General features: G+C 67.7%; 22 protein-coding genes and 1 pseudogene. 16 read left to right on the forward strand and 7 right to left on the reverse strand.

All coding sequences use genetic code 11. The annotated features are described in order from the left end of the window. Positions 1-7: 7 nt before the first annotated feature. The 11 genes from DS843_RS25285 (at position 8) to DS843_RS25335 (ending at position 14,986) form a co-directional block, all read left to right on the forward strand. Entirely contained in the window at positions 8-268 is a 261-nt protein-coding gene (locus tag DS843_RS25285) for a hypothetical protein (RefSeq protein ID WP_149471598.1), read from the forward strand. A gap of 25 nt (positions 269-293) precedes the next feature. Next, positions 294-506 (forward strand): helix-turn-helix domain-containing protein, encoded by a 213-nt coding sequence (locus tag DS843_RS25290; protein WP_149471599.1) that lies wholly within the window; start codon positions 294-296, stop codon positions 504-506. Next, positions 503-2,194, forward strand: a complete 1,692-nt coding sequence (locus DS843_RS25295) for a sigma-54-dependent transcriptional regulator (protein WP_149471600.1) — start codon at positions 503-505, stop codon at positions 2,192-2,194. The genes DS843_RS25290 and DS843_RS25295 overlap by 4 nt, the downstream gene beginning before the upstream one ends. Positions 2,195-2,363: 169 nt before the next feature. Further along, positions 2,364-2,696 carry a DUF4258 domain-containing protein gene (locus DS843_RS25300; protein ID WP_149471601.1) on the forward strand — a complete coding sequence of 111 codons (333 nt, stop codon included), beginning with the start codon at positions 2,364-2,366 and terminating at the stop codon, positions 2,694-2,696. Positions 2,697-2,718: 22 nt separating this feature from the next. After that, complete coding sequence (locus DS843_RS25305; protein WP_208852318.1) at positions 2,719-3,504, forward strand: vWA domain-containing protein; 786 nt, start codon at positions 2,719-2,721, stop codon at positions 3,502-3,504. Positions 3,505-3,512: 8 nt separating this feature from the next. Further along, on the forward strand, positions 3,513-4,199 hold the full coding sequence (locus DS843_RS25310) for a protein phosphatase 2C domain-containing protein (protein ID WP_167525461.1): 687 nt from the start codon (positions 3,513-3,515) through the stop codon (positions 4,197-4,199). After that, the gene (locus tag DS843_RS25315; protein ID WP_149471603.1) at positions 4,196-5,524 is read left to right on the forward strand and encodes a protein kinase domain-containing protein; all 1,329 of its coding nucleotides are present in this window, start codon (positions 4,196-4,198) and stop codon (positions 5,522-5,524) included. The genes DS843_RS25310 and DS843_RS25315 overlap by 4 nt, the downstream gene beginning before the upstream one ends. Beyond that, positions 5,521-8,844, forward strand: coding sequence for a DEAD/DEAH box helicase (locus tag DS843_RS25320; protein WP_149471604.1), 3,324 nt, complete (start codon positions 5,521-5,523; stop codon positions 8,842-8,844). Before DS843_RS25315 ends, DS843_RS25320 begins: the two co-directional genes overlap by 4 nt. Next, positions 8,828-10,318 carry a hypothetical protein gene (locus DS843_RS25325; RefSeq protein WP_149471605.1) on the forward strand — a complete coding sequence of 497 codons (1,491 nt, stop codon included), beginning with the start codon at positions 8,828-8,830 and terminating at the stop codon, positions 10,316-10,318. The genes DS843_RS25320 and DS843_RS25325 overlap by 17 nt, the downstream gene beginning before the upstream one ends. A 16-nt stretch (positions 10,319-10,334) precedes the next feature. Continuing rightward, the gene (locus tag DS843_RS25330; RefSeq protein WP_149471606.1) at positions 10,335-12,953 is read left to right on the forward strand and encodes an AAA family ATPase; all 2,619 of its coding nucleotides are present in this window, start codon (positions 10,335-10,337) and stop codon (positions 12,951-12,953) included. Further along, a complete protein-coding gene (locus DS843_RS25335) occupies positions 12,950-14,986 on the forward strand; it encodes a hypothetical protein (protein ID WP_149471607.1) in 2,037 nt (678 codons plus the stop codon). The genes DS843_RS25330 and DS843_RS25335 overlap by 4 nt, the downstream gene beginning before the upstream one ends. Before the next feature lie 327 nt (positions 14,987-15,313). Here DS843_RS25335 and DS843_RS25340 read toward each other — a convergent pair whose 3' ends face one another. From DS843_RS25340 to DS843_RS25360, 6 genes are all read right to left on the reverse strand, one after another. Beyond that, the gene (locus tag DS843_RS25340) at positions 15,314-16,588 is read right to left on the reverse strand and encodes a type II toxin-antitoxin system HipA family toxin (RefSeq protein WP_167525462.1); all 1,275 of its coding nucleotides are present in this window, start codon (positions 16,586-16,588) and stop codon (positions 15,314-15,316) included. A 49-nt stretch (positions 16,589-16,637) separates the two neighbouring features. Continuing rightward, positions 16,638-17,051, reverse strand: a complete 414-nt coding sequence (locus DS843_RS25345) for a helix-turn-helix domain-containing protein (protein ID WP_149471609.1) — start codon at positions 17,049-17,051, stop codon at positions 16,638-16,640. 290 nt (positions 17,052-17,341) lie between these two features. Continuing rightward, positions 17,342-17,470 (reverse strand): hypothetical protein, encoded by a 129-nt coding sequence (locus DS843_RS31925; RefSeq protein WP_286192303.1) that lies wholly within the window; start codon positions 17,468-17,470, stop codon positions 17,342-17,344. Between the two features lie 60 nt (positions 17,471-17,530). Then, positions 17,531-18,190, reverse strand: coding sequence for a hypothetical protein (locus DS843_RS25350; protein ID WP_149471610.1), 660 nt, complete (start codon positions 18,188-18,190; stop codon positions 17,531-17,533). A gap of 73 nt (positions 18,191-18,263) precedes the next feature. After that, positions 18,264-18,938 (reverse strand): hypothetical protein, encoded by a 675-nt coding sequence (locus DS843_RS25355; RefSeq protein ID WP_149471611.1) that lies wholly within the window; start codon positions 18,936-18,938, stop codon positions 18,264-18,266. Between the two features lie 573 nt (positions 18,939-19,511). Continuing rightward, a complete protein-coding gene (locus DS843_RS25360) occupies positions 19,512-20,222 on the reverse strand; it encodes a hypothetical protein (RefSeq protein ID WP_149471612.1) in 711 nt (236 codons plus the stop codon). 167 nt (positions 20,223-20,389) lie between these two features. Here DS843_RS25360 and DS843_RS25365 point away from each other — a divergent pair, with 167 nt between their 5' ends. From DS843_RS25365 to DS843_RS31930, 3 genes and pseudogenes are all read left to right on the forward strand, one after another. Beyond that, the gene (locus DS843_RS25365) at positions 20,390-21,508 is read left to right on the forward strand and encodes a hypothetical protein (RefSeq protein ID WP_149471613.1); all 1,119 of its coding nucleotides are present in this window, start codon (positions 20,390-20,392) and stop codon (positions 21,506-21,508) included. A 351-nt stretch (positions 21,509-21,859) separates the two neighbouring features. Continuing rightward, a pseudogene (locus tag DS843_RS32095) lies at positions 21,860-22,033 on the forward strand (helicase-related protein); the annotation flags it as partial. 35 nt (positions 22,034-22,068) lie between these two features. Beyond that, complete coding sequence (locus tag DS843_RS31930; RefSeq protein ID WP_286192304.1) at positions 22,069-22,206, forward strand: hypothetical protein; 138 nt, start codon at positions 22,069-22,071, stop codon at positions 22,204-22,206. A 151-nt stretch (positions 22,207-22,357) separates the two neighbouring features. Here the strand turns inward: DS843_RS31930 and DS843_RS25375 are convergent, their stop codons facing one another. Continuing rightward, positions 22,358-23,116 carry a hypothetical protein gene (locus tag DS843_RS25375; protein WP_149471614.1) on the reverse strand — a complete coding sequence of 253 codons (759 nt, stop codon included), beginning with the start codon at positions 23,114-23,116 and terminating at the stop codon, positions 22,358-22,360. Between the two features lie 349 nt (positions 23,117-23,465). Between DS843_RS25375 and DS843_RS25380 the strand changes: the two genes are divergently transcribed. After that, positions 23,466-24,023, forward strand: coding sequence for a hypothetical protein (locus tag DS843_RS25380; RefSeq protein WP_149471615.1), 558 nt, complete (start codon positions 23,466-23,468; stop codon positions 24,021-24,023). Positions 24,024-24,431: 408 nt separating this feature from the next. Continuing rightward, positions 24,432-25,331, forward strand: a complete 900-nt coding sequence (locus tag DS843_RS25385; RefSeq protein ID WP_149471616.1) for a gamma-glutamylcyclotransferase family protein — start codon at positions 24,432-24,434, stop codon at positions 25,329-25,331. Positions 25,332-25,829: the final 498 nt, after the last annotated feature.

The raw sequence follows: 25,829 nt of genomic DNA on the forward strand, positions 1-25,829 counted from the left end.
GCGGCCAATGCGATTCATCATCGCCAACACATTCCAGAACAGCTTGGCGAAGCAGCCGCAACCGCAGCGCCGGCTGGCCAAAGAAGCCGAGTTCAACCTAAAATTGAGTCCAGCCACGCCCGGCTTCCGCCTCCACCGGATCGAACGCTCGCGCGATCCCGGTTTCTGGAGTGCCCGCGTCAACGACGACCTGCGCATCGCCGTCCACCGAGCCGGGGCAATTCCACGTACTGGCTGGTGGGGTTTGGTATCCATTGCCGTCCCTTGACACGCTTCGGCACAGGAGCCGCCTCATGTCCGATGACGAGATCCTCACCATCCGAGACGTCGCCGTCCTGCTGAAGGTCGGAGAGAAGACGATCTACACGATGCCCCAGGCGGGCGACTTGCCGGGGTTCAAGGTCCGAGGCCAGTGGCGGTTCCGGCGCTCCGGAATCGACGCTTGGATCGCGGCTCAGGTTGAGCACGCGAAGGCTCGCCCCGAGGACGGTGGAGGTGACGAATGAGCGCCACGCCAGTCCTCCTCACCTGGGTCGCCGTGAACAACGACCCGTACGAGCGCGACGGCCAGTCGGGTTTGGCGCGGCTCGTCGACGGCGCGCCCATCCCCGGGCCGACCCTGACGCTCCTGTGCGACGAGGAGTCGCCCTACGCCGGCCGGATCAACGACGTTGTTCTCCTGCACCGCGCGCCGACGGGGGGCGCGAACGATCGCGAAGAGCGAGCGGTGACGGAGCTCAGCGAGGCGCTCCGTGAGCGCTCGATTCAAGCGCGCCGCGTGCCGTGGGACGGCGACGACCCGACGGATCATCGTGGGGTGTTCGAGTTCCTCCGCGAAAAGTTGCCGGAGCTGCGTCGGCGCTTCTCGGGTCGCGAGCTGGTGCTCCACATCAGCCCAGGCACTCCGTCGATGCACACGGTCTGGGTGCTGATGGCCGAGACCGGGTTCGTCGAGCCGCCGTTCACGGTGGTGAAGTCGTACCGGCGTGCCGAACGACGGGGCCGCCCCGCCGTCGTCCCCGTAGAGCTCGGCATCGAGACCTTTTACAAGGTCTACAAGGCCTCCAGCCCACGCCAAGTGGCCGCTGAGGATCAACGCGTCGTCTGGGATCCAGCTCGATTCCAGACGGACGCCATGCGCAGGGTCTACGCCGAAGCGCGCCGCTACGCCCAGCTCAACGTGCCGGTGCTCATCCGCGGCGAGCGGGGGACCGGCAAGACGACCCTCGCCGGCTGGATTCGCTCGAACAGCCCGTTCAAGCGCGAGGAGCAGGACACCAGGTGGCCGAGTGTTGCCTGCGGGCAGTACAGCCCCGAGACCATGCGCGCCGAGCTGTTCGGGTACAAACGCGGCGCATTCACGGGCGCGACGGCTGACCGTGAGGGCCTCCTCGCGGCGGCTCACGGGGACACCCTCTTCCTCGACGAGGTTGGCGACATCAGCCGAGATCTCCAGCGGCTTCTCATCAAGGCGATCGAAGAGAAGAGGTACTTCGCCCTTGGAGACGACAAGCCGCGCGAGAGCGACTTCCGACTGCTCACGGCGACCAACATCGATGAGCTTGAGCTGCAGCGCCGGCTCGACCCAGACTTCCGCGACCGAATCAGCCTCCTGACCCTCGAGCTCCCTCCCCTGCGCGACATCGGCGGCGAACTCCCGTGGCTGTGGGAGGCCGTATACGAAGAGGCGGCGCACCGGGCCGGCGTGACCAGGCGTCGGGCCACGCTCGGCGCTGCGCACCACGGCCGCGTCGTGGCACAGCTCCGGCGTCACCCGCTCCCGGGGAACCTCCGCGACCTCTTCCGCGTCGCTTACCGGATCCTCGCCGCGCGGAACGACGTCGACGCTCCGATGCCTCCGGCGGAAGCCGTTGAGTATGGGCTGGAGGCGCTGCTTGGTTCGCCGGTGGGCGAGGCCCGGACGACGTCGATGGCGATGGCCCTCGCTCGCGCGTTCTCGAGCGGGAACCCCATTGACGATCTGCTCGATCCCGGCGGGCGGGTCGCGACAGCAGAGGTCCTCGCCGACTTCCGCGCCTTCATCGCGGCAGAACTTCGCCGCATCGCTGCTGACCGCGCCGTGCCGGTCGACGAGCTCTGCGACGTGTCAGAGAGGTCGATCCGGGCCTGGGCGAAGGGTCGGCAGCTTTCATCCGCCGCGCGGAAGCCGTCTTCCGAATCCGAGGAGACCTGACCTATGGAGCCGCTCCACGCCACCGCGCTGAAATCCAACATTCCTTCTTCTTGTCAAGGGCTTGTCGGTTTTTGCGGCCAGCCTGCTCCTGCGTTGGCACGCGCCTCGCACTTAGGGCTGTCGAGTGCAGACGGACTGGCCGTCGGCATGAGCCACGAGGAGCAAGGACATGGAAGCGGTTCACAAGACGATCGACCTCCAGAGCGAGTACAGCCTCACGCGGCACGCGTGGGAGCGGATGAGCGGGCGCGGGCTGTCCCCTGCAGCCATCCGCCTGGTGTTGAACTACGGGCGCGCTGCCCGCATCCGGGGCGCGACCATCTACGTCGTCGGCCGGAAGGAGGTCGAGCGCTACCGGCGGGACGGCATCGAGCTCTCGTCAGTCGAGGGAGTCCAGGTCGTCTGTACCGACAGTGGCTCGATCCTGACCGTCTACCGCAACCGGGATCTCCGGGGGCTCCGCCCGCGCTCGCGCCGCGCTCGCAGCCGTCACGCTCGCTGAGCAAGCACCTGGGAGGAACGAGATGGGCTGGGCCAAATACCAAGAGGACATCGTCAGCCGCTGGATCAACGACAACCACGCGCGCTGTGCTCCGAAAGCAGACGCGACACCCGCACAGCGGAAAGGGACTTCGGTCCCGAAGCAGGAGAAGCACGTGAGCAAGCTCAAGGAATTCACCACGTCGTCGGCACGACCGCTGCCGGTCATCGTGCTCGCCGACGTGAGCGGCAGCATGGGAGTGGACGGCAAGATCCAGGCCCTCAACTACGCCGTGCGCGAGATGATCGAGGCGTTTCAGGACGAGTCCGACCTGCGCGCCGAGATTTGCGTCTCGGTCATCACCTTCGGCGGGCAGTCCCGTGTCCACCTGCCGCTTGGCTCGGCCCGCGACGCCTCGTGGTCCGACCTCGGGGCGAGCGGCGGCACTCCGATGGGCGCGGCCTTCGACCTCGCCCGCCAGATGGTCGAGGACAAGGCGGCCGTGCCGGGCCGCGCCTACCGCCCAACCATCGTGCTCGTGTCCGATGGGCAGCCTACCGACGCCTGGCAGCAGCCGCTCCAGGCGCTCCTCGGCAGCGAGCGAGGCGGCAAGGCGTTCCGCATGGCTCTCGCCATCGGCGCGGACGCTGACCACGCGGTCCTCCAGGCGTTCCTCGCGGACCCCGAGGCGCGCGCGTACCGCGCCGACGAGGCCCGCCAGATCCGCCAGTTCTTCCAACTCGTCACGATGAGCGTGTCGGCGCGCTCACGCAGCGCGAACCCGAACAGCGCCCCGGTGAGCCTGCCGAACGACGGCTGGGACCTGTAGTGGTCCGTGTGGTCGCCAGCAGCGTGCGCGGCCCGTCGCACGCGCGGGACGGTCTGCCCTGCCAGGATGCTTGGCTGGCGGTCGCCGACGCCCGCGCGTCGCTTGCGGTGGTCTGCGACGGCATGGGCAGCCGCACGCGTTCGCGCGAAGGCTCCCGCGCCGCGACGCTGGCGACCCGCGACGCCTGGCGGCTTTGGCGTCGCTCGCCCGTGGGCAGCGTGGAGGACCTGATCCGACTGGTCGAGGCGGCGTGGCGGCTTCGGCTGGGTCGCGTACCCGCCGACGAGGCCGCGACCACCTGCCTCCTCTACGCCGAGGACGGGCACGGCCGCGCCGCCCAGGCCCAGCTCGGAGACGGGCTGATCGCACGCCGGTCGCCCGATGGCGCGGTCGCGGTCCACCCCACGCGCAGCGAGGGCTTCGGGCTCACGCTCGCACTGGGGACGCCGCACACGCTGGTCGACTGGTCATTCACGCTGGTCGAACCCTTGGCCGTTGGCGAGGTGCTCCTGCTCGCGACCGACGGCGTCTCCGAGGACATCGAACCCGGCCGCCTTGGAGACCTCGCGGCCTGGGTCGTGGACGATTTCGGTCCACTACAGCGACCCGGCCGTGCCCTGGCCCACGAGCTCCGCAACTGGCCCGTCCCCCATCATCAGGACGACAAGACCCTCCTCGTCATGTGGAAGCCATGAACACCATCCAACAGGTCATCGACGAGTCCGGCGCGGTCCACACCCTCTCGAAGAAGATCGGGGCGGGCGGCCAGGGCGAGGTGTGGCTGGCCGAAGGCGGCCGGCGCATCGTCAAGCTCCTCAACCCGCGCAGCGACGCCGAGGCGCTGCGCCGCCAGTTCGCCTTCGTGCGCCGGCTCGATCTCGGCGGCCTGCACGTGGCGAAGCCGATCGCGGTCCTCAAGCCGCCTCACGTCGGTTACGTCGCCGAGTTCCTGGGCGACATGGTGTCGATCAAGGCGCTCATGGAGGCGCCGGGCTCGGACCTCCTGCGCTGGCACATCGACACCGGGGGACTGCGCCGACGGCTCCGGCTGCTGGCGCACGCGGGCGAGGCGCTGCTCGGCTTGCACGCGCGGGGCGTCGTCTACGCCGACGTGTCCCACAAAAACGTGTTCGTCTCCGGGCCGGTCCACGCAACTGAAGCGTGGCTGATCGACCTTGACAACCTGAGTCACGATTCCGATCCCCGGCGCGCAATCTACACACCGGGCTACGGCGCCCCCGAGGTGGTCGCCGGTTCGGCGGGCTGCACGTCGCTGTCCGACGCCTGGGCATTCGCCGTGCTCGTCTGGAACACGCTCACCCTGACCCACCCGTTCATCGGCGACCTCGTGAACGATGGGGAGCCCGAGTTGGAGGAGGAGGCTTTCGCCGGCCGGCTGCCGTGGGTCGGGCACAGCGCCGACGAACGGAACCGTTGTTCGACCGGCCTGCCGGCCGACCTCGTACTCGCCGGCAAGCTCATGGAACTCGCCCGCAAGACCTTCGAGGAAGGGGTCACCGATCGGAAGCGCCGAACGAGCGTATCCGATTGGGTGGACCGGCTCCACGCAGCGGCCGACCAGACGGTGGCGTGCCCGGGGTGCATGGGGGCCTACTTGGTGACCGAGATAGCCTGCCCCTGGTGCGATGAGCCGCGCCCGTCGGTGGCTCCCGTCCGCATCGCGCGCTGGCAGCCGGACAAAGGGCTGGTGGAAGGGGCGATGCGCCTCGGCCAGTTTCCCTTGACGAGCGAGGGCCTAGTCCTCCCGCGGCGCGTGACCGAGGGGATCACCGGACTCGCGGGCCGCACGCCCCACGTCGAGATCGCGCCGGTGGACCGCGGCGTGTCCGTGCGCGCCCATGCCGGCTGCACCGCCTGGGTCGCGCCGGTCGGCAAGGCCGATCAGGAGCGCCACGACGTGTCCGGTCGGGCACGCATCATCCCGCCCAACGGCTGGATGGTGTTCTTCGAGGAGCCGGATAAACCGCAGCGCGTCGCGGTGATCGGGAGGTCCGCATGAAGGTCTCCGAAATCAGGGGTGGCGTCGCCGCGACCCTGTGCGTCAAGTCCACGAGTGGCCCGTTCCAGCCGCCCCCCGGTCGAGAAGAGGAGGTTGCTCTGGTTCGCTCCGGTGACCAGACCCTCCTTCGCCATGGGGCCAACGTATGGTCTGTCGAGGGCGTCACCCCATCGGACACGACCCAGACCACCGACGTGGTGGTAAGTGGGCTGCCGGTGGTCGCCTACGTCGCCCAGCCCGGGTCGGACGCGCTCGTCCTCGAGACGCGGCGCTTCACACAGGAACTCCGCATCTCTGAGCCGATGCAGATCGGTCTCGACGACAAGGTGATGGATGACGTGAGACGCGGTCACAAGGTTGGCGGTACGGCGATGGACGTGGCCAGGTGGCTGGAGGATCGCCTGTTTGTCCCGCCGGCGCCGGGCGAGCCCGCCGAGTTCCGGCGCATGGTAATTTCGGGTGACGCACGGGGCCGGCTCGACGCCTTCCGCATCCACGGGCTGAAGGTCGCCGCCGACGTGCGGCGCGTCGATGAAAAGCTCCGCATCGAGCGCGTCGTCCGGGGCGGGCACGGCAACAAGCCGCGCCTGATGCTGGTGTACGCGACTGTGGACGTCGTCGACGCGACGGTCGCCGCCGAGCTTCACGGCGCGGTGCGGACGACGCTCTCGGAGGCCGTGGCTGGCAGCGACAGCTATCTGCGGATCTGGCAGGACTACCACAAGCTGGAGCGCGAGAGCATCCTGCGCCGCGCGCGCACCTTTGGCGCTGTCGAGTACGCGAGCTGCGAGCGGCGGCGGGACGGCGGGTGGCGCTTCCATCTTCGCCTCGTCGAGGACTTGACCGCGCGCCTCGCCCTGCTCGGGGAGTGGGACCGCTTCGAGCTGGAGGCCGGCGAACACGCCCCCATGTTCGACGGGGACCCGTCGAACGCCACCCCCGCGACGAAAAAGTCCGGCCCGAAGGCGCAGCGCCTCAGCGCCTCCATCGTGGACGTAAGCGACCACAAGCGATTCATCGACCTGGCCGGACCCGACGAGGACGACGAGCAGCCCAAGCCGCCCTCGTCCGGCGTGCTCTACCTGTCCACTGGCGGAGACGAGGCGCGGCTGAAGCGCCGGGAGCGCGCCGAGGAGGCGCTGCGGACGGGCAACTGCCCGCTGCCACAGCTCGGGCTGCTCATGGAGGGGCGGCCCGCGCCGGCGGCGCGCCGCGGCCGGATCAGTATCGAGGGGCCGAAGCTCAAACCGGTAATCCGCGAGGTGTTCGGCGCGGCAGGGCCTACGCAACGGCAGCTCGAAGCAATCGAGATTGCGCTGAACACCCCGGACGTGTGCTTGATCCAGGGGCCGCCGGGGACCGGCAAGACCAAGGTCATCACCGCCATCGAGCGGTGCCTGGCGGTGCTCGCCGACGAGGGCGTGGAGCCCTCGCACCGGATTCTCGTCTGCGCCGCCCAGCACGACGCGGTGGAGAACGTCGCGCAGCGCACCGAGGTTTTCGGGCTGCCAGCGGTGAAGGTCGGGCGGCGGCGTCGCGGCTCCGACACCGGCGTCGATCCCGCGCAGGTGTTCGTGGACGAGCGCGCCGAGCAGCTTCGTGCGCGGGTCCGTGTCCGCCCGGAGGCCGAGCGGCTGTCCCAGGCCCGAAACATCGTGCTGGCCTGCGTCCGCACCCGCTCGCTGCCTTCCGAGCAGGCGGGGCGGATCCGCGACCTCGTGCGCGTGCTCGACGGACTGCTGCCGCCCGATCTGCGCGACAAGGCGGTCGAGCGAGCGGCCAGCCTGGAGCGCCCCGTCGGACTCGGTGACCCCGAGGAGGCCGAGAAGCTGATCAAGGCCGCGCGCGGCATCCGTGTGGACGACGGCCCATTCTCCGATGACGGACCGGTGAAGGCGCGCATCGCACTCCAGCGCCTCGCCGCGGTCCTTACCCCCGACGAACGCGCCTTCCTCGAACGCTGCTCCGCCGTCGAGCCCGAGGAGGTGCCGCCTTGGCTCGCGGACGGACGGCCGATGCGGGACGCGCTGATCGACCGCCTCACGCAGCCGGCCCCCGCCGCCAAGCCGCGCCTGGACGACGACACGCAACGCCTCCTGCTGGAGATCCTCGACGCAGTGGACCGCCGCCTGACCACCACCCGCATCGGCGACGAATCGGTGCTGGCCGCGTATCTCGGCGATCTGGAGTCCGACCCCGAGGGGGTTCGGAAGGCGCTGGCGCACTACACGGTGGTGCTCGCCGCGACGCTCCAGCAGGCCGCCGGCAGCGAGATGCGCCGGGTCAGAGGCATCGACGAAGGACAGACCACCTTCGAGTCCGTCATCGTGGACGAGGCCGCCCGCGCCAACCCGCTCGACCTGTTCATCCCGCTCAGCATGGCGACGCGTCGGGTCGTGCTCGTCGGCGATCACCGGCAGTTGCCCCACCTCCTCGAACCCGACGTGGAACGGCAGCTCGCCGAAGGGGTCGACCAGGGCACGGTGGAGAAGCAGACGCTCGACGCGGTGCAGGCCAGCCTGTTCGAGCGAATGTGGGTGCTCCTGCGCGCGCTGGAGCAGAAGGACGGCATCCGGCGGACGGTCACTCTGAACGCGCAGTACCGGATGCACCCGGAGCTCGGGGGCTACGTCAGCCGGGAGTTCTACGAGGTCCACGACGACGGCACCATCGAGAGCCCCCGTCCGGCGGACCAATTCACCCACGACCTGCCCGGCTACGTCAAGAAGGGCGTGCCGTGCGTGGCCGCGTGGCTCGACGTCCCCCGAGACCGGGGCCGCGAGGTGGGTGGGGTCAGCAAGAGCCGCCCGGTCGAGGCGCGCGCGATCGCCAAGGAGGTTCGCCGCCTCATCGACCACGACCCGAGGCTCACCTTCGGCGTGATCGCCTTCTACCGTGACCAAGTGAACGAGATCGGGCAAGCCCTGGTCGATGAAGAACTCACCGAGCGCACCGGGCCTCTCGCAAGAGACTGGCGGATCGCCGAGGAGTGGTCCACCACCTACAACCACGAGGGCAAGAAGGTCGAGCGTCTCCGCATCGGCACCGTCGACGCCTTCCAGGGCAAGGAGTTCGACGTGGTGTTCCTGTCGGTCACCCGAAGCAACGAGCTTCCGGGCACCTCCGACGAGGAGCAGCGCCGCAAGTTCGGACACCTGATGCTGGAGAACCGGCTCTGCGTCGCCATGAGCCGCCAGCAGCGGATGCTTGTCGCGGCCGGCGACCTCGCCTTCGTCCAGGCCGAGGACGCCCGGAAGCCGCTGCGCGCGCTGCGCGCCTTCACCGACCTGTGCGGAGGCCAGCATGGCGTCGTTCGATAGCTTCGGCCCCGTGTTCGAGAAGGACACGCCGGTCCTGCGGTTCACCTACGGCAAGGACCCGAACGCCCGCTGGGTGCTCTGGCCGGTGTTCGCGTGGCGTGTCGTCGCGCCGGTGCCCAAGGAGTGCAAGCTCAACCTGTTCCAGCGGGCAGTCCTGGGCCTCGCGCGGGCCAAGGTCACCGCCATCAGCGACGTGGCCGACAGGCTGCTCATCGCCCCCGACCTGGCCGCGCTCGTCGTACTGGAACTCCAGAACATGGCGTTGCTCGACCACGCGGGCGGAACGACCGCGCGCGGCCTCAAGATGCTCGACGACATCGAGGAGGACCCGCCAGACGAGGCCCAGGTGGGCCACATCCTCACCGACCCGTTCTCCGGGAAGGTCTGGCCGCGCTTCCTGACCGGCGACCTCCCGATCGCGGACGTGGAGCTCAACGACGACGGCTGGCCCGTTCTGTTGAGCGGCAGCGCCGGGGACCCCTGGAAGGACCGGACGTTCAGCGTACTGCCGTACGGTCGCGAGAGCGTGTTGATGGCCCGCCCGAGCGCGGGGGACGTGCTCCGCGCGGCCCGCCGCCACCGGCGCCAGCGCGACTACGACGCGGTGGACGACGACCGCGACGTGCCCCGTCTCCAGCGCGTGTCCTTCGTGGATGACCGCCCTCAGCTCTACATGCTGGCGCTGCGTGTGCGTCGCCACGACTCCGGGGACTGGATGATCGACGACCCGTTAGGCCACGGCGAGGCGATCGACCTCCGCGCCCGACTGGAGGAGCGGCTGGACAGCCACGAGGGCCTGCGCGCGTGGATCGACCAAGCCCGTGGCGGGAGCCCGGACGACGCCCAGGGCAAGACTGCAGCCCAGCACCAGAAGGACGCAGAGTGGAAGGTCGAGCAGCGTCTAACCCTCACAATCCGAGCGAACGCGGATATCTACGATCGACTCGTGGCAATGCACCGAGCCCTACTGGAAGCGAGCGAACCTGACGCCCCTCTCGACAAGTGGGACGACGTGTTGGTGAAGGCCCAGCGCGCCGTGGAGCGGGCGCTGCACACCGTCTACGGGAACCACCGCGACGTTGGGCCGCCGCTGTTCACCAAGCTCGCGCACTCCGACAAGGAGTTCAACCGCCGCCTGCTCGACGCGATGGCCGCCGACCTCGGTTTCCACGCGCCGTTGCCCATGACGCTCTCTTCGGTTCGGCGTGGCAAGGTCCAGCACGCCGAGCAGGGCGGCCGGGGCAGCCTGCGTCCACTAATCGTGCTCGGCCTGCTCTGCGCCGACCGCGACGAGGAACACCCCTTCCGAAGGGCAGGAGGCACCGCGCCCGATCTGCTCCACCGCCTGGACGAACTGGCCACGGCCCGCGACCGGGCGGCGCACGACGGCGCGGCGACCTGGCCGCAGAGGGTCCAACGACACGTCGACACCGTTTACGCGGCCGTCGAAGCCCTCCTCCTCCTCCAACGCTGAACGAGACTCCCCGCTCATGGCGAAAAACAAGAACCACAGCCAGAAACGCACCCCCCCCGCACCGGCGGTGGCTCCCTGCACGGAGCCCACTGTCCAGCAGACCGAGCGCTTGGACGCCGTGGTGTCCCAGATCGAGGCCCTGAGCGCCGAGCATGGGCCGCCGTCCACCGACGGTGTCGCCGAGCATGCAGGGGCGACCCTGGAGGAGAGCCTAAAGCGGGTCGAGTACCTATTGAAAAGCGCCCGTGGCCACTTCGAAAAGGCTCGCGAACTGGAGGCGGCGCTCCGGCAGAAGAGGAAGGACGTCGACGCCGAGATCGAGGCGGTCAAAAAGGCGGCCGAGGCCGAGGTTGCTGAGAAGAAGCGCGAGGTCGACCAAGCCGAGTTTGACCTGCTTGCGCGTATCGAGAGTGTGGACAAGCGCGAGGCGACCCTGACCGAGCGGGAGTCGGCTTGTCGGGTCAAGGAGGCCGATGCCGTTGAGCAGGGCGCGCGCCTCGCCGAGCGCGAGCTGAACGCCGAGCAGGGCTTCCTCTCCGAGAAGACACGCATCCTCAAGCCTGTCGAGGAGGAGGTGAAGCGGCTGCGCGGGGAGCGAGACCGCCTCGACGCCGAGATCGCTGAAGTGCGCGAGAAGGCCGAGGAGGCGATGCGCGCGAAGGCCAAGGCCCGCGCCGAGAAGTGGGCCGAGGAGGACGGCGCACGCATCGAGGCCGAGGCCGAAGCGCGGCGCAAGTTCGATGAGGCGATGGCGCGGGAACGCCAGGAGAAGCTGGACGCGCTCCGCGCCCTGCTCGCCTCCGAGCGAGCGGAGGCCGAGGCCGGCTGGCGGACGGACCTCGACCGCCGCACCGCCGCCCTCGAGAAGCGCGAGGCCGACCTGGACGAGCGCGAGGCCGCCCTGAAAGAGCGGCAGAAGGCGCATCGCGCCGCTGAATTCGACCTCCAGGCCGCCCAGGACATGCTCGCCGAGGACCGCGCCGGCATCGACCGCAAGGTGGAGCGTCTGGTGGATGAGCGAACCGAGAACCTCCGCCACCAGGTCACGTCGCTTCAGAAGCAGTTGGCGGACGCCCGTGAGCAGCGCGACGCCTACTTCAACGACCTAGAATCCCGGCGCGAACTCGACCGGCGGTTCGGCGGCCGCACCCCGGAAGAGATCCTCGCCGCGCTTACCGCCGCCGAGCGCGAGCGCGACACGCTCGCCCAGCAGCTTCGCGAGCGACCCGACGCCCGCTCCGCCGAGCGTCTCAGCGAGCTGGAGCATGAGCGGTCGGCGTGGCTTGAGCAGCGGTCGGCCCTGCTCGGAGATCTGGCAAAGGCGAACGGCGAGCTCGCGACCCGGCGCCTTGCTGCCATCGAGCTCGAAGCGCTGCGGAAGCAGAAGGAGGCGCTGGAGGTCCATAAGCAGCTACTCGACGGAGCCGTGGACGAACTGCGCGCCCGCGTGGACGAGCTTACCCGCCAGGAGGACCACCGGAACCCGATGACGGCGCTGACGAGTTTGGACGAGAAGGAGGACCTCCAGGCCGAGGCGCGGACGACGACGCCGCTCGGCCGTGCCACGCCCACGCTCAAGGAATTCGCCGACGACCTCCGCCACCGCATCGCGACCGGCGTGGAGGGGCGGACGCTGTACTATGCCGAGCGTGACGTGCGGGCTTTCCTCGGCGGCCTCGCCATGAGCCGGCTGATGCTCCTTCAGGGCATCTCCGGCACGGGCAAGACCAGTCTGCCGCTGGCGTTCGCCAGCGCCGTCGGCGGCGGCATCGAGATCGTTGAGGTGCAGGCCGGCTGGCGCGACCGGCAGGACCTCATCGGCTACTACAACGCCTTCCACCGCCACTACTACGCGACCAACTTCCTCCAGGCGCTCTACAAGGCCGGTACGCCCGCCTACCGCGACCGCCTGTTCATGATCGTGCTCGACGAGATCAACCTGTCTCGCCCGGAGCAGTTCTTCGCGGACTTCCTGTCGGCGCTGGAGCAGCCGATTGAGGCTCGACGCCTCACGCTCGTCAACGATCCCCTGATCCAGGCGCCCCGGCTCATGCTGGACGGACGGCATCTGCCGATCCCCCCGAACGTCTGGTTCGTGGGCACCGCCAACCACGACGAGAGCACCGCCGAGTTCGCCGACAAGACCTACGACCGCGCGCATGTCATGGAGATGCCGCGCAAGACCGAGGCGGCGCACTTTGCCGTGCAGGAGCGTAGCCCTCGCAACCCGCTGTCCTACGAAAAGCTGGAGGCGGCTTTCAACGGCGCGGCCGATGCCCAGGCAAAGGCCACGCAAAAGGCTACAGCCTGGCTACGCGCGGCCCCCTTCGTTGACGATCTCCAGACTCGGTTCCGCGTGGGATGGGGCAACCGTCTGGAGAACCAGCTCGCCAACTACCTGCCCGTGGTCGTCGAGGCCGGTGGGTCGATCGGTGAGGCGATGGACCACCTCCTTGTCACCAAGGTCCTCCGCAAGCTCAAGGACCGCCACGACGTGCGCACCGCCGCCCTGGAGGAGCTCTCCGCCAAGCTCCAGACGGCCTGGGACGAACTCGACACGGTCAACCTGCCCGAGCGGTGCATCGCGCTCATCGAACAGGAGATCGCCGCGAAGAAGGGCGAGGAGCTGGTGTGACCTCGTTCACCGCCCGCATCGACGGAAGGGTGCGCTCGCTCCCGGCAGCCGCGCTGTGTGACGCCTGGATCGCCAACGGGCTGCGGTTCGGCGACGAGCTCGTCGGACTCGAATCCGACCGTGTGCTCGGGCGATGGCCTGGGGAGTTGGAGACGGATGCCGTCGTCCGGCTCGCGCAGGCCGTCGGCGACGAACCAACCTGGGACGCGCACGCGCAGGCCCCCCCGGTGGCGCAGAAGCTCGCTGAGCGGGCGCGACCGCTGCCCCTCGATCTGGAGATCGTGCGCCACCTCCAACACCTCCAGCACGTCTGCCATCGACCGCGCCTGCACCTGCGCGTCGAGGAGGAGCGGTTACCGGTGTCGCGCGCACGCCGCACGCCAGTGCGGGCGGTCGCGGACCTCGTGTCCCACCCCGGCGATTGGGAGCACCGCACCCTGCGGAGCATCCAGCCATCGCGGGTGCTCGCGCGCCAGATTCAGGACGAGTGGAACCTGTACGAGAACCGGGTCGCGGTGAGGCTCGTCGACCACCTGCTCGCGTACCTCGCGAAGCGGCTGGAGGAGCTTCGGAAGATCAAGGAGGTCCTCGACGCCAGCCGCGACTACAGCGATGAGATCCGGCGGACCTCGTTCCGGCGTGCCTACCGCATCGCGGAGCTCTGGTCGAACACGCTGGAGTCCAAGACCGAGGAGGAACTCACCCAGACGATGAAGTGGCTGGAACTCGCCCAGCGTGACCTCCAGACTCTCCTCAACGCGCCGCTGTACCAGCGCGTCCCTCGCCGGCAGACCGTGGCGCTCTCCCTCAAGCCGACGAACATCCTCGTGAACGACCCGCACTACCGCAAGGTCGCCGCGCTCTGGCGGTCCTGGGTGAAGTTTGGGCACAAGCGGCAGGAGACGGCCCAGCAGCGCGCCGCCCGCCGGCAGCGCGAGGCTGCGGCATGGGACCGGTTCGTGCTCCACCTCGTCGTGCGCGGCTTCGCTGCCCTCGGATGGTCAGCGACGCCGAGCGGCGACGGCTGGACGCTAGCGAAGGCGGGCTGGTCGTCGGTGCGCGTAGCGGCGGATGCGATGGGCGTGGTCCGTGTGGACGGCGACCGCCCGCTGCGCCTGCTCCCGATCTGCGCCGACCTGGCGGGGTCCGATCCTGACGCCGTTCAGGCCCAGGTCGAGCACCTCGACGGCTCGGACGGTGAGATCGTGGTCGCGCACGTCGGCGGCGCGGTGGCGCTCGCCGACGCCGACCGTGCGTCCGGCTGGAGCATCGGGGGCCGCGCCGTCCTGTTCCCGTGCTCGCCCTGGGGCATCGACTCCGAGGAGCGCATGGCCCGCCTGCTCCACGGCTGGCTCTGCCGCGTCGCCGCGCCCGCCTACCCGGTCGCGACGACCGTCCGCGCGCTGCCCGAGTGGCCTGGGAAGCGAGACTGGCTGCGCCACGACGGCGACCACCTCGTCGCGTTCCGCGCGCCGACGGAGCACGAGGCATCTGAGGCGCGTTCCTGGGCTGCCACGAAGGCGCACGAGCTCGACACGCAAGCGCAGCGGGCGAAGGCGGCCAAGCAAGCGTTCGCCGTCGCGCCGCGCGAGGCCGTGGCCGCCTTCCAGCGGTTCGTCGACCGCGCCGCAGAGGCCTTCGCTGGCATGGACTGCTGCCCCGTCTGCGGTGGGAAGGGCCTCGTCGAGCCACGGCCCGGCAAGCTTCGCGACGGCTCGGACGCGACGTGGTGGGCGAAGTGTGTCTCCTGCGGCAGCGAGTGGGGCACGCGCCCCTGTACCGGGTGCGGCTCGCGGTTCCGGGCTCTCTTGCCGCAGACTGGGCTCGACACCATCGCTGCGCCCCAGGCGACACCCAACCGCGACTGGCCCGACAAGGTGTTCGGGCGCGACTTGTGGGCGCAGCCGTGCCAGCAACAACTTGGCGGACAGTTCAGGTGCCCGGTCTGCGGCGGGTGCGGCAACGGTCCCTGCACTCGATGCGCGGTGGTTGAAAGGCTATCCGGGATTATGCACCGGGGTTGGCGGGTGTAGCGGCTTCCGTTGAGCGGCCGTAGAATTTGGGTGCTGAAGCCAACTCCTGCCATTTTCGGAGCGCCCACCCGCCGTGGTTGATCCTACGCGGCTGTGCATCGGCGACGAACCGGAGGCCACGCTATCACGCCGCCCAAGTGCTTGGATTTACGTAAGCGTTGCGGAGTATCTGGATCCCCCGTATCACCGGTCAAACTTGCGCCGTTCATCGTCCCTTCCCGCGCCCCCAAGAGCCCCCTGCCCCACCATCCCTCGGGCCCCGGTCGCGGTCGGCACGGCGGACGTGGAAGATGTTCGCCGGCGGCGCCGCGCTTGGCACGGCGCCTCTTACGAGACGGTGACGCCCGGAGCCATCGTTCGCCCGAGCGCAACCGCTTCCTCGATCCGGTGGTTCTCCATCGCCGGAGCGATGGCCCGCATGTCCTGCCCGGTCATGCCGAGTCTCGTTCCGATTTGCCGCCACTCGGCGGAAATCACGTCGGCCATGCCGACGGCGAGCTTGCGGGCCTCGTCCTCGCTCGTCTCGAAATATGGGGCGGCGTCGATCAGGCGGGCCACGCTGAGTTCGTTGCCGTGGATCTCGGAGATAGCGGTTTTCAGGGTGCCCTCCTCCGGAACCGGGTTCACGTCGAACGCCGGAGAGAGGGTCCACTTTCCTCCGGGCGCGGCGAGGAAGCCGTGGTTCCGCAAATGGTCGTCCGTGTTCTGGATCAGGATGCTGAACATCACCCGCCGGAAGAGTTCGCGCATGTCGGTCCGTGGCGCCGCGCAGTGCGTGAGCATCCGCTGGGCCAGATCCACGTAGTTGCCCGGCTCGGCACCGCGCAGCCCCATGAAGGTCTGTGCCGAGATGAAGGGGACACGGGCGTGCGGCTGACCGGCCGCGCGGCCGGCAATGCGGTCGAAACGCCGAATGATCGCGACGGGGAAGCGCTGGCTGGTCGGCAGCAGGTCGGCCGTAGACGCCTTGATGCCGACGCGCTCAGCCAAGCGGAGCGCCAGAACCTCGGCACGGGCGACAGCATACTCATCGTCCATCTTCGCCAGCTTCACGATCCACAGAGCACCATGCTCATCGCGGGCGTTCACCTTCGGCCTCGCGCCGCCGAGCGATCCGACGGCGGTCTTGAGCAGACCGCCGTGAAGCATCTTCGCCCGGTTCTCGCGGTAGTGGATGGGGTCCGCCTCGAACGCACGGGATTCGGCCACGATCTGCTCGAGGTCGAAAAGGCGCGGAATGGAGATCTCGCCCGCCCCCTTGGGTGGCGCGAGCGGCTTCCCGGCAGCGCCCGGCTTGTCGAAGTAGCGAAGTGCTCCGGAGCGGAGTTCGTCGTCGGCCTCCAACAGGTAGTCGAGCTCCGAGTCCACGCGGCCGCCCAGCGCCATCTTGATGATGGCGCGGCCCCACGAGTCCGGGGAACCATCGGCGATCGGTCCGGGCAGCGCCGAGGCGTTGGCCGTCCGCGCGTGGTAGAACGGAGCCACCTGGAGCGGCAGGTCGGGCGCGATGGCGAAGGCCCGCGGGTTGTCCAGCCACGAGGCGTGATAGGTGAATGCGGACGTTTCGCGGGTGCCCGTGCTCTCGTGGATGAACTCTCCCACGGGAACGGCATTCGTTCCGAGCCGGACGTCGATCTTCCGTGTCGTCATCTCACCAACCCTCCACGTCGTCGTTGGAGACGATGGGACCGCTCATGGCATCGTCGGGCTCTGACCCCTTTTTTTTCTTTGCCCGAGGCTTCGAGACGCGGGTTGGCACGTCCTGGCGGAGCACCATCAAGGCAACCTCGTCTTTCGACTGGTCGAGGAGATTCGTAAGCAGATCCAGGCGGCCGAGCGCGTTGAGCGCCATCGCGAGCGTGTTGAGCGCGACGCCGGCATCGCCCTTCTCCAGCCGATGCAGGGTCGCTCGGGACACGCCCATCGCCCGCGCGAAATCCTCGGCCGGAATGCGGCGGGACCGGCGTGCGAGAGAGATGTCCTGACCGAGCTTCCCGATTGCCCGAGCCACCGCCGGATAGACCGGCGACCCTTTGGTCTTGTAGGTTCCACCTTCGGCCTTCATCGTCTTACACCTGATCCATAAATTGGGTTTTAAGTCTCATGTGTGAGACGGGATGCCGATCAGAGCAGCTTCCCAGGCCGCACCAATCTATGTCTCATAGATAGTACGTTGCTCGAGTTTCTTGTAGCGCTTGTGATGCGTTATCCGCTATCGGGATCACGCCATGACGACCCGTTGCTCGATGCGAAGGGGAGAGCCGCCGGTCGGGTTTGGTGACGACGCTGGCCGCGCGCACCACGCCGGACGCCTCTCCCGCCACGACGATGTCGCCGGGCAGGAGCGCGCACCAATCACGAGCCGGCAGCGAGATCCCTGTGCGTGGCGAACGCCGCCAACTCGGTGGCGGGAGCCACGTCGAGGCGGAGGTCCGAACCAGCCAACCAGCGGCCGATCCCCTCGATCGGCAGGCGGATGCGCACGTCACTCCAGACCTGCGACGCGCTCCCCATTGGTCTGGACGGGGCGATCCTCCGCCATGTTCAGGCACCCAGCAACGCTGCGTGCAGCTGAGCGCGTTCAGTTCCTGAAAGATCCGGACAGACGCGCTCCAAGACAGTGTCCACACCGTCGCGATCGAGAAGAGTCAGCATCCGCATCCTCACCCTGATCGACGACAGCGGCTGAAAAAGGACTGGCGCCTTCGACGGGTGCAGACGCGTGCGGCTGGCCACCCAGCCCAAGGCCGCCAGCAGCAGCAGAGAGTCGTCCAGATACTGGATATCGGCATCGTCCAACGCCAGTTGGGTGAAGAAGCGGACACGACCATTCTCATCGAGCCAGAGAACCCCCCTTTTCATCCGCACGACATCTCGGATCCTTGTCGCCTGTCTCCCCGCAGGAGGCATCACTGCCCGATCGACCATCTCGGCGAAGTGGGGGTCGATCGTTTCGGCGAAATCGGGCAAATTGCGGAGACCCAAGCAGCACTCCCCAAGGAGCTGCCTGACGGCGGCGCGATCGAGCCGATTCAGCACATCGTCCTCAATCTCCGGGAGTTGCTCAGCGCACCACACGGCGATGGGGAAGCCGACCTCGTCGAACGGTTCCGAGGTTTCCGCGATCCAGGCGGAAAGCGCGTCGACGACGATGCGGGCAGCAGCGGGCAGCCGCTCGACGGGCACAAGAGCAGTTGCGGTCACGAAACTCTCCCAAGCGTTGGAATGGTGACGGTGTATCTGGATCACCCACGACCGGTGGAATGGCGTGATCCGTTCAGGCGTGCCCCACCGCATCGGGCACCTCATCCGCTCCCACGTCGAGGATGCCGCTTCCGATGAGTCCGCAGACGAGGTGGGCAACCGACACCATCGAAGCGTAGGCCGTTACCGCCTGCTGCAGCGTGCAGCCCTGCGGGATGTCGTCGCCATGCGCCCGGACGAGCAGCGTCTGGTTGAATTGCGCGACGATGTCCTCATCGGTAGCCGGAACCGGGAAGGTCGAAACCTGCGTGGCGAACGTTGCCGGAGCCACCGCCGTCTTGCCGGTGGCGATCTCCTCCCAGGCCAGGGTGAACGCCAAGCAACCGGGCTTGGTCGGCTCCAGCCAACAGAGGAACCGCTGGCCCTGCTCGGTCCACTCGTACACGGTCTGACGCTTCGGGAGCGCCTGCCGCAGAATCCGCAGCAGGGCAGCCGGCTCAGCCATCGCAGAGAAATTTCGTGCGAAGCCGACCGCCATGTCGATCGGCCGGTAGTCCGTTTCGCCGCGCAACTGCCAGAGATGCCGGGCCAGGTCCTGGGTGCGGTTCACCGGCTGGCCGCCCTCGGCCTCGAGGCGCTCCCCGGCATCGAGCAAGCGGTTGTAGAAGGGCAACGCCACCGTGAGGCGTCGCAATTCGATCGTCCTGCCGCTCAGCGCCCGCAGCGCCGTCGTCTCGTCATGGGACATGTCGTCGTAATCCCCTGTGATGGTGGCCCATTCGCCGGCGCCGCCTGGAATGCCGGGGGTGCCTGGCGTGGTATTGGCGTTCGGATCGGCGCGATGATCCTGTCGGTTCGGGAGGACCGACCGTGTCCAGACGCCCGTCGACGCCTGCTCCTCGCATGATGCCTCTCCAGCTCTGTGCAACGGAACTCTGGTGACCCGGCTCCCGGATGCCCATGCCTTCTCTATGCGACGGCGCATGAGCAGGACGTCACGGATCGCAAGCCAGCAATTTCCCGAAGCCGCGACCGATATGACGTCTCATGGTCCTCGACGGCCGCGGCATGCCCATATACATAGCCACTTGGTCATAGACGATCAAGGAAATTCGCATCGGGTTACTAAAAAATTGAGCCGTACACTTCGACCGTTCTTTCAAGGCTCAACCGTTCCATTTGGTAGTTCTAAACCGTTACTATCGCTTTTCTCCGTACCGAATTCCGTTCCACGGCCGGATGTACCGTCCGCACGCATCGATGCGGACCGTCCCCACCGCTCATGACCGTCCTCTCCACGACCGACGCGGCCCCTCCCTCCTCAGGCGAGCGCGGCATGACGCGGAGGGAAAAGGCTGAAGAGTCGCGGCCGCCGATGACCACGCGGGTTGCCGTCCTGCTCCTTACGGAGGTCATCGCGAGATCCGTTTCCCCGTTTCCTGGCCACCATGGACCCTCCTCTGATCTGATCGGCTTGGGTGGCAACGGGGCGACGGCGGGTCCGGCGCTTGGCACGCGGCCGGGGCGGCCGCACCGCCAGCAGCGCGGCCGCGTCCTCCGTCCTCGGGCAGATCACCTTGCCGGCCCCGTCGAAGGCGGCCCTGGCGTCGGCGTCGCCCGCGTCGCGCCAGGCGCGGACCGCCTCCTGGGCGGTGAGGCCGCCGACCGTCATCAGCCAGCCGATCTTGGCCTCCAGCGTGGCGCAGGCGAGGGCCTGAGCGGTGGCCGCCGCCGGACCGCCGCACTTGACCAGCCGGCGGTGCACGGCGACCAGCAACTCGACCTTGTTCGGCAGATGCTGGCCATTCACCCAGCCGAGGACGTCGGACAGGATCTTCTTGCCGCGCGGCCGGGCCAGGATGTTGCGGACGGTGTCGAAGGCGAAGACGGTCGCCAGATCGCGCAGGCGCTCGTCGCTGTCCACCGTCTTGCCGCGGGTGGCGGCGATGCGGACGATCATCTCCCAGGCCAGCTCGGAGGAAGCCTCGGTCTGGCGGGAGAAGGGGACGGTGGCGGTCTCGTTCGTGATCATGGCGGTCGCTCCGGGTTGTGACGCCGGCAGAACGCCGCATGGGGTGTGCCCTGGTTGCGCGATCAGACGGTACATGCCAAGTCCGGCGTTGCGCGGCCGTTGGATGCCGGTACGATCCGGTGGCGAGGTGCGTGGCGGGGCGCTACGGGCTGGATGTCGCGCGTACGATGGGAATCGACGATGAGATATGGGAGCAAGGCAGTCGCGTGACCGATCGAAGCACTGCGTTCCATGATATGGACACCCGCCGCCAGAAAATCCTCTCCCTGCTGCGGCAAGGGACGGCGGACAAAATGGTGCGATTCCGTGCCGACAAGGCACTGGAAAGTCTGCGTGCGGCCAATCAAATGGCTGAAGAGCATGCAAAAGCCCTCGAGCCCTGGGTCCAGCTGACGTCGTACAGGCTCGGACATTTGCTCATGCGGACAGCGCGTGCGAAGGACGAACTCCAGGAAGCCGAGCAGTGCTTTCACAGAGCCACGCAAGGGCAATCGTGTGTCCTTGGTCCGCTTCCTTTCATTCTGCGGTTGCCGGTGCTACAGCGCCTTCGGGCTCTCGAAGATGATCCTACAGAGGCGCGCCGGCTCGATGAGCGCTTATACAAAGCTTTCGATCGTGCTCGGGATGCGGTCCGCCGGTCCACCAAGTCTTGGTCATGGGAGGATAGACGCGATGATCTCGCAGAGCGCGAACCCACGATCCTGCAAGGAGAGTTCGTGAACCTTCTTGAACTTTGCGCTTACTTCATCGGAGCCGATTACGGATCGCTCGAAGGTTTGCGCGATCCATTCGAAGACTTGCGCCTGCCAAACGCTTGGTGCCTCATCAGCAGCGCCGGAAGTTCACCAGACGTACGATGCCCGCATGATTTCATCGCAGCGGAAATGGAGGTTCGGAAAGGAGAGCTGCGGCCACACCTTCACTTCGTTCTTTCCGCGCATGGTAAATCAGCATGCTACTTCAACGAGTCGACGGTGATCGGTCGCCGGCCCACTCAACGCTCCGGAACCAATCGTGAGCTTCGCCTTATTACCCAACTTTGCATTCACGGGGATCTTTCCCGGGACAAGTGTCGCATCGCGGCTGTCGGCGAAGATGGTACCTCCAATCTCTTCCGCCAAGTGTTGTCGCGTGCGCGGACGATGTTGGCGAGTGCGGCGAATTGTCCGGCGGATAAGACGATCATTGAGGATGAGACCAAAGAGGCTCTGCGTCTCGACCCTGCCATCAGAGTTCTCGGTATGGTCGAAATTGATGTCCTGAACTCCCCGGCGCCCAATCCGTGAGCGCCTGTTCAGAGATGTCAGGCGCTGGCCCCGATGGTGGGGACACCCCATAAACCCGAGACTCGTCAGCAGCTTAGGAAACCTCCAATGGGGCAGGCCCCTGGTGCATGGCGACGGCCCCAAGCCGGCTTCGTCGGCGTTCGTCCGCGCGTCCGCCGGGGTCACCATGGTTGCGCACACCGGACGTCAGTACCGCAAGAGCGGCCTCCATTCCCTCCGCATTCCGGCGGGCTTCCGCGACCTCATCGGACGCAAAGGGATCGTCCAGGCGCCGTCCGGCAATGGGCTTCCCACGCCGCCGCAGGGGAGCGGCACCCTGCCCGGCTCAATGGTGTCAGATGTGATCCGGACATGCCGCTGCAGCCATGCCGTCCTTCCCCTGGTCTATCAAGCCATCGGTTCAACGTCATCATCCGGTTCACGACCGCCGTCGGGCTTGGCGTCAACGTCCACGCGGCCTCCCATGTGATCCACTTTATCCGGCCCTGGAATCCAACAAAGGAGGATCAGGCCACCGACCGCGCATACCGAATCGGTCAGACCAAGCCGGTGACCGTTTATTGCCCGCCCGTGGTGTCTACGGCTTCCTTTCCTTCGAAGCGAAGCTGGACCGTCTTCTGGAGACGAAGCACGAGCTCGCACGCGACATGCCCAACGGCGCTGACGACATCAGCGAGGCCGATTGGCGCGACTTGTGACCTTTCCCCGCGCCGCAAGCGAAGTGAACTCCCGCCGGCGGAAATTGATCGTTGCTGGCTCCGTCAAGGGAAACGGAGGCGTGGTATCTCCTAACGGGGCAGGTTGGTGGCAAGACCATGGTCTGCCGATCGTGGCGGTGGTGTCTTGGCTTCACGATGCGGCGGCAGCATCGCGGTGGGAACGTGTTCGCTCGCGATCGATACGGAAGTCAAAGTCTGGGTCGTAGGACCGAGCGAAGCGTCTGCGCACATCCTCGAACCCGGCACGGTTCCAGGTCAGTCCGCGAGGAACGGGCACCTCGAGCTTTTGCAGCAACGCCCAAATCTCGTCGGCCCGCTCATCGCCAAGGCTGTCGGCGATGTGGCTGTACAGACGGTGGATCGCTTCGATGAGCGCCCATTTCAACGCTGCTTGATCGATCGACTGCCCCTGCTTGTTCACCGGAGCCTTGTAGGGACCAGCCTTGTCGTACAGGTCTCCCATTTTCTGAACGGCCTTGAGCAGGGCGTGCTGTCGGTAGTGGGCGATGAGTTCATTGTCGCTGTCCACATCGATGCGGCAAACGCGGTGGCGCACGACCGTGAGCGCGTGCAGAAAAGGATGATCCCGCCAGCGGTGGTTCATCGACGTATCGACCCAACAAACCGTGGCATCGGCATGGCGGCGCAGAATGCGCTCCAGATCGTCGAGGATCAGTTTGGTCGGCCGCCCTTTCGGCTCTTCGTAGACATATTCCGCAACCACCCTGCCACCCTGGCGGGTTGCTTCCTGGCGGACCAAGTCACGATGCAGGGCAATGGTCCGGCTTTGCTCGACGGCCGTTTCGACGTCGCGCGCCAGATGGCGCCCAGGAACAGGGTATGTCCAATAGAAGCCGATGACGTCGTGGGCGTCAGGTCGCGCCTGCATGGCCGCTCTCCAACCGAGGGGTGCGCATTTTGCCCCGCCCTCATGATGGCTGCAATCATCATTGCAGCCCGAGCGCTCGCAGACTCACACGAGAGGCGGCATTCTGCGGCGGACCGCAGCCGGGGGAGGTCTCGCGGTCGTCTCACTGGAGCGTGCCCTGAGGCCGCACAATAGCGAGGAATCGTCAGGCTTCTGTCCGCAAGACATCGAACCGCTCAAGTCATTCAGATTTTGTATTCTTTATCAAAGACTTACGGATAATTTTCAACGAGCCGGCGCCGGGATGCCGCGCTCCGTACTCTGATCTCACCGCGGCGCTGATGCCGCGCCACGACCCGGAGCGACCACCATGATCACGAACGAGACCGCCACCGTCCCCTTCTCCCACCGGAGCGAGGCCTCCTCCGAGCTGGCCTGGGAGATGATCGTCCGCATCGTCGCCACCCGTGGCAAGACGGTGGACGGCGACGAGCGCCTGCGCGATCTGGCGACCGTCTTCGCTTTTGACACCGTCCGCAACATCCTGGCCCGGCCGCGCGGCAAGAAGATCCTGTCCGACGTCCTCGGCTGGGTGAATGGCCAGCATCTGCCGAACAAGGTCGAGTTGCTGGTCGCCGTGCACCGCCGGCTGGTCAAGTGCGGCGGTCCGGCGGCGGCCACCGCTCAGGCCCTCGCCTGCGCCACGCTGGAGGCCAAGATCGGCTGGCTGATGACGGTCGGCGGCCTCACCGCCCAGGAGGCGGTCCGCGCCTGGCGCGACGCGGGCGACGCCGAGGCCAGGACCGCCTTCGACGGGGCCGGTAAGGTGATCTGCCCGAGGACGGAGGACGCGGCCGCGCTGCTGGCGGTGCGGCCGCCCCGGCCGCGTGCCAAGCGCCGGTCCCGCCGTCGCCCCGTTGCCGCTTGATCCGGTGCGGGTGGCACCGACCGTCCATCTGGAGCCACCCGCACCGGGAGGTCAGGCGCCGGGGCCATCGCGTGATGCGGGCAGAGCGCCAGCGGCGGGCGGGAGGATTGGCATTCCGGGCCGACGGCGTGCGGATCCGCCCAGCGACACAGGGCGCGGCTGACCGGCGTTCGGCTCCGACGCGGTGCGCAGCGCCCCGACCAAGCACAGGTCCCCTGATCACGCCCTCGACCGCCTGCGTGTAACGCCTGTCTAACGCCCGACCTGACATGCTCTGTCTGGTCAGGGCACGGCGGCCTCACTACGCAAAAGGCCGGCGACCACCAGCGGGACGCCGGTCGTGTCAACCCAACCGTCGGATGGCTCGCAGCGAACTACGACCGCCGTCCTCACGCGCCGATACTCCCAATGCCGCACGAACCGCCGGCCCGGCTGCGGCGGCGTGGGACGCTGCCGGAACACACGAAAGGCAAAGCCGCCATGAACACCTCACCCCTCTTGGCCACCTACGGCACCCTCCGCGTCGGGCAACGGAACTGGCGGCGGTTTCTCGCTGGTGCGCAATACCGCGGCACCCATTGGCTCGACGGGTACCGGATGGCCGATGGCGGTGGCTTCCCGTATGCGGCCCCCGACCCTGCCTCGCGCATCCTGGTCGATCTGTTCGCGATCGACGACACCACGCTGCGGACCTGCGACGCCCTCGAAGGCCATCCCCACCACTACACCCGGCACGAGGTGACCGTGGCCGGCTGCCGCGCTTGGCTGTACACCGTCGACGCCATCGACGAACTCCCGCCCATCCGGCATGGCGACTGGAGGCGCCACGCGGAGGCCTTCATCCCCGAATCGCGGGCGCGGCGCTTCTATTTCGCCTACGGGTCGAACATGGACGCGGCGCAAATGGACCGGCGCTGCCGCGCTCACCGCCACATCGGGGTGGGTGTCCTGAGCGATCACGCCTTCCAAATCAACCGGCGCGGCGTGGCGACCATCGTCCCGGCGACGGGAGAAACGGTAGAGGGGGTGGTCTGGTCCGTGTCCGCCGCCGACATCGCGGCGCTCGACCGTTGGGAAGGAACCGACGAGGGCATCTATCTCCGCCACGCAGCGCCCGTTCGGGTCGCGGCCTTGGATCAGGTTCTGCCGATGGTCGTCTATACGGCGGCTGACACCGCCTGCGGCACCACGTGCCGTCCCGGGTACGCGGAACGCGTCTTGGCCGGCGCGCGCCGCGGCGGTCTTTCGGCGGCCTATCTGGATAGGCTCGCAGCCTGCTTGGAACGGGCGAATGCTCTGGTTGGATGACTGACACGCCAATCCCTCGCTCCTCTCTGCAGCCACCGACGCTCCCGCCCACGAGCGTCTGCAACCAAGGGCACATCGGAGAGAAGGACACGTGCATGCATGCGCATCGTGCAACCAAGGAGTCATGGCGCTATGGCGCGGGTGTTCTGTTGCTCGCGCCCAGCGACGACGGCGTTCCATCGATGTTCATCGTCCGGCGCCGCCGCGGCCGTTGCTTTGGCGCTTGGAGCGTGCCATTCGGCCAATGGTCCGCCGGCGACGGTCCCGATCTGCTGAACACGGCGCTGCGCGAGTTTCGGGAGGAATGTGGATCACATCCCATGGTCGATGACGCGCTGTCGGCCGCCTGCCAACAGCGGCCATCGCATCTCACAGCCCGTTTCGGAAGTCCGGTGAAAGCAGTCGCCTGCGGTTTGGGTGGACGAGGCGGTGCAGCATGATCCTGATGGCGGCGAGGGTAACCATGGCCTCGGCGACGTCGGTGCGTTCCTCGTAATC

Source organism: Roseomonas genomospecies 6 (assembly GCF_008365375.1).
In the GTDB taxonomy this organism is placed as follows: domain Bacteria; phylum Pseudomonadota; class Alphaproteobacteria; order Azospirillales; family Azospirillaceae; genus Azospirillum.

Excerpts from the sequence above, each read along its gene's own strand:
- DS843_RS25325 (WP_149471605.1), top strand. The coding sequence starts at position 8,828 with ATGGCGTCGTTCGATAGCTTCGGCCCCGTGTTCGAGAAGGACACGCCG.
- DS843_RS25305 (WP_208852318.1), top strand. The coding sequence starts at position 2,719 with ATGGGCTGGGCCAAATACCAAGAGGACATCGTCAGCCGCTGGATCAAC.
- DS843_RS25375 (WP_149471614.1), bottom strand. The coding sequence starts at position 23,116 with ATGCAGGCGCGACCTGACGCCCACGACGTCATCGGCTTCTATTGGACA.
- DS843_RS25320 (WP_149471604.1), top strand. The coding sequence starts at position 5,521 with ATGAAGGTCTCCGAAATCAGGGGTGGCGTCGCCGCGACCCTGTGCGTC.
- DS843_RS25295 (WP_149471600.1), top strand. The coding sequence starts at position 503 with ATGAGCGCCACGCCAGTCCTCCTCACCTGGGTCGCCGTGAACAACGAC.
- DS843_RS25345 (WP_149471609.1), bottom strand. The coding sequence starts at position 17,051 with ATGAAGGCCGAAGGTGGAACCTACAAGACCAAAGGGTCGCCGGTCTAT.
- DS843_RS25365 (WP_149471613.1), top strand. The coding sequence starts at position 20,390 with ATGGGAATCGACGATGAGATATGGGAGCAAGGCAGTCGCGTGACCGAT.
- DS843_RS25285 (WP_149471598.1), top strand. The coding sequence starts at position 8 with ATGCGATTCATCATCGCCAACACATTCCAGAACAGCTTGGCGAAGCAG.
- DS843_RS25355 (WP_149471611.1), bottom strand. The coding sequence starts at position 18,938 with ATGTCCCATGACGAGACGACGGCGCTGCGGGCGCTGAGCGGCAGGACG.
- DS843_RS25380 (WP_149471615.1), top strand. The coding sequence starts at position 23,466 with ATGATCACGAACGAGACCGCCACCGTCCCCTTCTCCCACCGGAGCGAG.
- DS843_RS25385 (WP_149471616.1), top strand. The coding sequence starts at position 24,432 with ATGCCGCACGAACCGCCGGCCCGGCTGCGGCGGCGTGGGACGCTGCCG.
- DS843_RS25315 (WP_149471603.1), top strand. The coding sequence starts at position 4,196 with ATGAACACCATCCAACAGGTCATCGACGAGTCCGGCGCGGTCCACACC.
- DS843_RS25330 (WP_149471606.1), top strand. The coding sequence starts at position 10,335 with ATGGCGAAAAACAAGAACCACAGCCAGAAACGCACCCCCCCCGCACCG.
- DS843_RS25300 (WP_149471601.1), top strand. The coding sequence starts at position 2,364 with ATGGAAGCGGTTCACAAGACGATCGACCTCCAGAGCGAGTACAGCCTC.
- DS843_RS25290 (WP_149471599.1), top strand. The coding sequence starts at position 294 with ATGTCCGATGACGAGATCCTCACCATCCGAGACGTCGCCGTCCTGCTG.
- DS843_RS25360 (WP_149471612.1), bottom strand. The coding sequence starts at position 20,222 with ATGATCACGAACGAGACCGCCACCGTCCCCTTCTCCCGCCAGACCGAG.